Raw genomic sequence first — 6,538 nt, 5'->3', positions numbered from 1 at the left:
GCCTAAGAGGACCGCCAGCACAGGCAGGGAGAGAGATACAACATGAAATGAAAAGATATTCAACCCCCAGCAGAAAGTCGCCGCCAGCAGCAGCTCAATAAATATTATGTGAGGTTTGCTCAGGCCATTTGACAAGAAAAAGAAGGTGGAAATAATACATAATGCCGCTCCCGCAAGGGCAATTGATATCCTTGTATTATTGAAGCGACTGGTTGGTTGCCGACGCCTGTACGTGATATTTTCCGTGAGATAACGCCCGTTTATTAGGGTGTCCCTTGCATTTTCTTCCCTCTTTTCACCGCTTAGTCCGGCGTTGGTGGCTAAGAGCCGCGCGGCTAATACTTCATTGAAATAAATTGAAAGAGAATGATGTTTTTTCATTAAGCTATAAAGGCCCGTTTGAGACAACACGTATACAGTTAAGCCTGTCGCGGCCTTAACGCTGGCTGTCCGGGGCTGGCCGGTCAATAGGGAAATTTCTCCGAAGCACTCCCCTGTGCCCAGGCAGGCAAGCTCTTGTGCTTTACCTTCATTGTCGGTGCAAAAAATATTAACGAATCCGTCAACTATGATAAACAGGGAGTCTCCCGGGTCACCTTGGTTAAATATGATCTGTCCGGCGGCAAATGAGGTCTTCTCCATTTCGGGGATTATTTTGGCCAGGTTGATCCTGTCCAAGCCGGAAAAAAGCGGTATGTTAGCGATCAATTCATGCAAATGAATAACCCCCTGTCCCAAGAAAACAATTACTATTATTGTAACCAGCTATCGCATAAAAGGAAAGATATCGATATAAAGATGTGACGGGGTATTGTCGCAAACTTTATTGACAGTTATAAAACGCGGTGTTATATTAAAATTAAGTTTACAGGTGACGAGACGAGTTAATAAAGAAGAGACGAGAGCAGACAGAGCTGAGTTGAGGCTGTTAGATCAATCACTAACCAGCGCTCAGACTAGGCGCTGGTTTTATTTATGCCAAAATGGCTTAACCCGCACCTCCTCTTATAATCTTCCTGCAACATCTTCCCATAACCGTCACCGAATCAATCAACCGGCAAAAAACTGTTGTCTTGAGCCGGAAATAATTGATTTAATCCAGACTGATATGAAAGAGAGGAGCAAAATAATGAAAGGCATTTTGCAGAAGCTGATTAAAACACAGGAGCTGAATCAGGAAGAAATAGATAAGGTGATTTTCGGTATAAAAGAAGATGAATTTTCACCCACGCAGATAGCGGGATTCTTAATGGCGCTGTTGATGAAGGGTCCGACCACGGCGGAGATAGCGGGAATTGCCAAGGCCATGCGCCGGGCCTGCGTGACCATAAACCCGCGGGTGAACGGTGATTTGACCGATACCTGCGGGACCGGCGGCGGCCTGACTACCTTTAATATCAGCACCGCCAACGCGATAATTTCCGCCGCCGCCGGAGTGAAAATCGCCAAGCACGGCTCCCGTTCCATTTCACATTCTTCGGGCAGCGCCGATGTGCTGGAGGCGCTGGGCATACCGGTGGACCTTGAGCCGCTGCATGCGGAAAAACTCATTGAGGAAATCGGCTTTTCCTTCTTGTACGCGCCGCTTTATCACCCGGTGATGATGAAAGTTTTCGGACCGGAAAACGACCTTGGCATCAAAACGATATTTTTCACGATTATCGGGCCGGTGATCAACCCCGCTGGCGCAAAAAGGCATGTGCTCGGCGTATATCAGCTTCATCTGGTGGAACAGGTGGCCGAAGTGGTCCGGGAAGTCGGCTTGACCCATGCCATGGTTGTGCACGGGATGGACGGACTGGATGAGATCTCGCTGATGGGGGAAACCAAAGTGGCGGAGATTAAGGACGGCAAGATCGACTATTTTGTTATCGTGCCTGAGGATTTCGGCATGAAACGCTGTGGCATTGATGAGCTGTCCGGGGGCGGTCCTGACGACAACGCGAAAATAATCATGGATATTTTTGAGGGAAAGGAAACAGGGCCGCGGCGGGATATGCTTCTCCTAAACACGGCCGCCACTTTTGTGGTGGCTGATCAAGCGGCAAACTTGACGGAAGGTTTGGCGCTGGCCAGGGAGACGTTGGACTCGGGTCTGGCTTTGGCCAAGTTGCATGAGATTAGAAGCAAAACGCAGGAAATCGGGGGCGCGCTGCATTGAATCTGACGGAATCTATTATCGCTGCCCGCCAACGGGGCGACGTTCCGGTCATTGCTGAAATAAAGCGGGTAATTCCCAAGCTGGCGGCGCAGCTCGGGCAGGACGACCGGGACGCCGCACTGCTCGCCAGGTGCTACGAAAAAGGCGGCGCCGCGGGCATTTCTCTGGTGACTGAGCCTGTACATTTTGGAGGGCAGCCCGAAAAAGATATTCCGGCCGTTTTACGCTCCACGCCGCTGCCCCTGCTGATCAAGGACTTCATTACGGACCAGGCAAGGGTGGACTTCTATCGCTCGCTGGTTTCCGCAGTGGACCCTGCTTGTCCCGGCAGGGTAACTTTGCTGCTGATTGCTCACATGGCGGGCGGCAGACTGCCTGAACTGCTGAAATATGTCCGCCGGCAAGGCATGTCGGCCCTTGTGGAAACCAGGGGGATAGAGGACCTGCCGCTGGTGAGGGGCTTGGAGCCGCTGCCCCGGCTGGTCGGATTCAACAATAAAAACATAGATGAGCTGGAAATAGGGGACGATAAATTGCGGCTCGGACAAGACGTGCTCTTCCGCTACCGCCAGGTGGTGGGTGATGCGCTGATTGTTAGTGAAAGCGCCCACCGGGATGCGGCGGATGTCCGGCGCTCCATTGCCGCAGGCGCCGACGCGGTGCTTGTGGGCACGGCGTTCCTGCTGTCCGGGGACCCTGCCCGGACTGTGGCTGATTTCGTCCGGTGCGGGGTGGAGTAATATGACCAAAACAATGATTTGCGGCAGCAGGAAAGAGTCGGACATAGAACTGCTGGCAAAGGCGGGAGTGGACGCAATCGGCTTTATCACCGAGGTCTGGCAGCCTCTCGCGTGCAACCTGAGCCGGGAACAGGCCGGCCGGTTTATTGCCCTGGTACCGCCTTCCATCCGCTCGGTGTTGATCATCACCGCAGAAAATACAGACGGAATTTGCCGCCTGGTGGAGCATTGCCGCCCGGACGCCGTTCAGCTGCACGGATTCAACAAGCCCGAAGATGTGGCGCTCCTCAAGACAAAAATACCTGTAGAAATTATCAAAACGCTGCACGTGCAGGGGGCCGGCGCGATCGAGGGAGATAATCTGACTCAATGCGGCAGCGAGTACCTTGCCGCCGGGGCGGACTGCATATTGCTGGACAGCTTCAGCAAGGGCAAAGTAGGCTCCACAGGCCTGACTATTGACTTTCAGGCAGCCAGGCGGTTGAAGAACGACATATGGCCCCGGCCGCTAATCCTGGCCGGCGGGTTAAACTCCGGCAATGTGGTGGAAGCCGTCCGGACGGTACAGCCATATGCCGTTGATGTGCACAGCGGGGTTACCCGGGAAGGGTGGCTTGATTCCCGGAAAGTCAAGGAATTCGTCAGCATAGTTCATCATTGTTCCCCAGTAGAAAAGTAAAGCTGCTTGATGAGGAAAATTAAATTCTCAGTAAAGTATAATGATTAAAAATGAATGGATGGAGCAGCCCCCTCTGGCACCGGACCGGGAGGCTCTTGCAAGACAAGGCAACAAATCCTCAGACGGGGATCTCCTGCATTGAACTAAGCATATCACCCTGAGTTCCGGGAAAAGCTTCCGCCGCCGTTCCCGTGGCCAGAGCAGCCCACCTATTCAATCAACTCGTAAAACGCGCTGACGGCCGGGCAGATGCTGACTTATCGCTCATCGGGGATTGAAGCTCCCCTCATGTCGCCCCTGGCCAGGGAGGCGAATATTCCCCCTAAACAGGCAACGGCAAATATAATGAAAGATATTTTGAAACTTTTAATGAGCAGGCCGGGGTCTGCGGCATTCAGCTGGGCGCTGCCGATGTGCAAGTCTATGATTAGCGTGGCCAGCGCCATGCTGGCGGCCTGTCCGGTGAGCCGCATGGTTCCCAGGGTTGATGAAGCTATGCCGTAGAACTGCTTTTCCACCGATCCCATAATAGCGTTGTTGTTGGGGGAGGAAAACAGCGCGAAGCCGATACCCAGCAGGGCGAGATTGGCCACGATAAACCATGTGGGCGTGTCTTTGCCGATGAAATAAAATAAGGCCAGTCCGATTGTAGTCAGGCCCATTCCCCAGGAAGCGACTATCCTCGGCTCCACGCGGTCGGAAAGAATTCCCGCGAAAGGAGACAGCAGCGCCATGAGCACCGGCTGCGACAGCAGGATCAGGCCCGCTGTCTGGGAGTTATAGCCCAAAACCACCTGAAGGTACAGGGAGAGCAGGAAGCCGACCGCGAAAGTCGCGCTGTAGTTGATGAAAGCCGCCAGGTTGGAATAGGCGAACGCGGTGTTTCCGCTGAGCAGCTTGATATTCAACATGGGCTGTTGCACCTTGGCCTGGCGCCTGACGAACAGGACCAGCAAAATCAGGCCGGCAGCGGCGAGCGCTTTGGCCGGGGCATAGGTGGCCATGGCTGAGAAGCCGTACATTAAAGACCCCAAACCAACGCTGTAGAGCGCGGCGCCGTTCCAATCAAACCGCTCGCTCCGGGCGTCCGCCCACTCCGCCTTTATTTTCCAAACCGCCAGCAGCATGACCGGCAAGCCAATCAGCACGTTGAGATAGAATATGGACTGCCAGCCGAAGTGCTGGTTCATCGCGCCGCCCAGCACCGGCCCCAGGGAAAGGCCGGTATAAACTGTGGCGGCGTTGATGCCCAGCACCTTGCCTCTCTCCTGGGGCGGGAAAACCGAGGTTAATATGGCCATGCCCGTACTGAAGAGCGCGGCGCCGCCGGCTCCCTGCAGCAGCCTGAAGAAAACCAGCGCCTGGATGGACCAGGCCAGGTTGCATAACAATGAAGACAGAGTGAAAACAAAAATACCCCACACAAAAATCTTTTTCCTGCCGAGAATGTCCGCCAGCCTGCCGAATGGCAGAAGCAGCGCCGCTGAAGAGAGGAGGTAGCCGCTTACCACCCAGCTCAGCATGAAAGTGCTGCTGTTGAATTGTTCCCCGATCGCCGGTATGGCCAAATTGACCGCGCTGCCCATGAAGGGAGTCATGAATGAAGCCAGCATTACGGTGATTAACGAGTATTTTCTTAATGTATTATCTTGTGCCAATTTCTGATGCCCCCTCAACGCGGATAATATCATTGGTATTTAGATTGTTTTAGTTTCTATTTTATTGGAATAATAACTTTGAATCAAATAATTTTTTTCTAAGTCCGGGACAGATGATTACCAGTCAAAATCGCCCTCCGGGTAGAGCTCGCGTAATACTGAACTTGCTTTATAATTATACTATTTTAAGAAGCTGGTGATTAAGAATGGTATTTATTCCCCAAAGGGTAATATTTGAACCGGATTCCCTGCGGTACCCTTTGGGGGATAAGCTGCTGGCTTATTTCAAGGACCGGGGTGTTGAAACCGGCTTCACGTCATCTCATAACAGGGTCACCTCGATTCCGGGCAAAACCCCGGGCGAAGGCTATTTTGAGGGCAAACGCACCCTGGTGGTGGGAGTGCGCCGGACGATGCGCTTTGAAACCTGCAGGCCGTCGGCCCACTTTCAACTGCCCCTGGCCACTTCCTGCCCCGGCAAGTGTGAATACTGCTACCTGCTCACCAACCTGGGCAGAAAGCCTTACATCCGTATCTATGTCAACACTGAGGAAATCTTGAGCGCCGCCAAAGATTACCTGGAAAAAAGAAAGCCGGCGGTCACTGTCTTTGAGGGGGCCGCCACGTCCGACCCGATTCCCACGGAGCCTTACACCGGCATTTTAAGAAAGGCTATTGAGTTCTTCGGGGAACAGGGGCGCGGCCGCTTCCGCTTCGTCACCAAATTCACCGATGTTGACACGCTGCTGGAAGCGCCCCATCATGGGCATACCCGTTTTCGCTTCAGCATCAATACCGGGGAGATCATCAGGCAGTTCGAGCACGCCACCCCGCCGCTGGAAGAAAGGCTGGCGGCGGCCAAAAGAGTGGCGTCGGCCGGCTACCCGCTGGGGTTTTTGGTGGCGCCCATTATTGTCTCGGAAGGGTGGCGGGAGAGCTACCGGGAGTTGTTCAAGACAGCCGCTGCGGAGCTTGATGGTAAAGTTACCGGCCTTACCTTTGAGTTTATTACCCACCGCTTTACCAAAAGGGCCAAGAGCACCATCCTGGAGGTTTTCCCGAACACGCGGCTGGACCTGGAAGAAGAGGACAGGACCTTTAAATTTGGGCAGTTCGGGTACGGTAAATATGTCTACCCAAAGGAACTCTTTGCGGAGGTTAAAGCTTATTTTGAGGATATGGTTGGTGAATTTTTCCCGGATGCAAAGGCGGAGTATTTTGTTTAGAAAAAAAAGCCTTTAAAACTTGGGGCTAAAGTATTAAATTACCATGTCCCATTTGTTCATAAAAGTATTTTATT

6 protein-coding genes are annotated in these 6,538 nt (G+C 53.0%); 4 read left to right on the top strand and 2 right to left on the bottom strand.

Going from position 1 to position 6,538, the window contains the following annotated elements:
- A partial coding sequence (locus A4E54_RS05800; protein WP_286724939.1) for a Crp/Fnr family transcriptional regulator occupies positions 1 to 717 on the bottom strand: 717 nt, incomplete at its 3' end.
- Positions 718 to 1,129: 412 nt separating this feature from the next.
- Between A4E54_RS05800 and trpD the strand changes: the two genes are divergently transcribed.
- Genes trpD through A4E54_RS05785 form a run of 3 tightly spaced genes read left to right on the top strand, consistent with a single transcriptional unit; the run spans position 1,130 to position 3,580 of the window.
- A complete protein-coding gene (gene trpD, locus A4E54_RS05795) occupies positions 1,130 to 2,161 on the top strand; it encodes an anthranilate phosphoribosyltransferase (protein ID WP_286724938.1) in 1,032 nt (343 codons plus the stop codon).
- Entirely contained in the window at positions 2,158 to 2,901 is a 744-nt protein-coding gene (locus A4E54_RS05790) for a beta/alpha barrel domain-containing protein (protein ID WP_240083461.1), read from the top strand. Before trpD ends, A4E54_RS05790 begins: the two co-directional genes overlap by 4 nt.
- A 1-nt stretch (position 2,902) precedes the next feature.
- The gene (locus A4E54_RS05785) at positions 2,903 to 3,580 is read left to right on the top strand and encodes a phosphoribosylanthranilate isomerase (RefSeq protein WP_240083460.1); all 678 of its coding nucleotides are present in this window, start codon (positions 2,903 to 2,905) and stop codon (positions 3,578 to 3,580) included.
- A gap of 257 nt (positions 3,581 to 3,837) precedes the next feature.
- Here the strand turns inward: A4E54_RS05785 and A4E54_RS05780 are convergent, their stop codons facing one another.
- Positions 3,838 to 5,238, bottom strand: a complete 1,401-nt coding sequence (locus A4E54_RS05780; protein ID WP_240083458.1) for an MFS transporter — start codon at positions 5,236 to 5,238, stop codon at positions 3,838 to 3,840.
- Between the two features lie 206 nt (positions 5,239 to 5,444).
- Between A4E54_RS05780 and splB the strand changes: the two genes are divergently transcribed.
- Positions 5,445 to 6,464 (top strand): spore photoproduct lyase, encoded by a 1,020-nt coding sequence (splB, locus tag A4E54_RS05775; RefSeq protein ID WP_240083457.1) that lies wholly within the window; start codon positions 5,445 to 5,447, stop codon positions 6,462 to 6,464.
- Positions 6,465 to 6,538 lie beyond the last annotated feature (74 nt).

This window comes from Pelotomaculum sp. PtaB.Bin117 (assembly GCF_002067195.1).
Classification (GTDB): Bacteria; Bacillota; Desulfotomaculia; order Desulfotomaculales; family Pelotomaculaceae; genus Pelotomaculum_D; species Pelotomaculum_D terephthalicicum.
The sequence above is the reverse complement of the archived record's forward strand: the minus strand, read 5'-3'. Positions and strand labels throughout refer to the sequence as shown.

What these genes read in the sequence shown, in the direction of transcription:
- trpD (WP_286724938.1), top strand. Translation starts at nt 1,130, where the DNA reads ATGAAAGGCATTTTGCAGAAGCTGATTAAAACACAGGAGCTGAATCAG.
- A4E54_RS05785 (WP_240083460.1), top strand. Translation starts at nt 2,903, where the DNA reads ATGACCAAAACAATGATTTGCGGCAGCAGGAAAGAGTCGGACATAGAA.
- splB (WP_240083457.1), top strand. Translation starts at nt 5,445, where the DNA reads ATGGTATTTATTCCCCAAAGGGTAATATTTGAACCGGATTCCCTGCGG.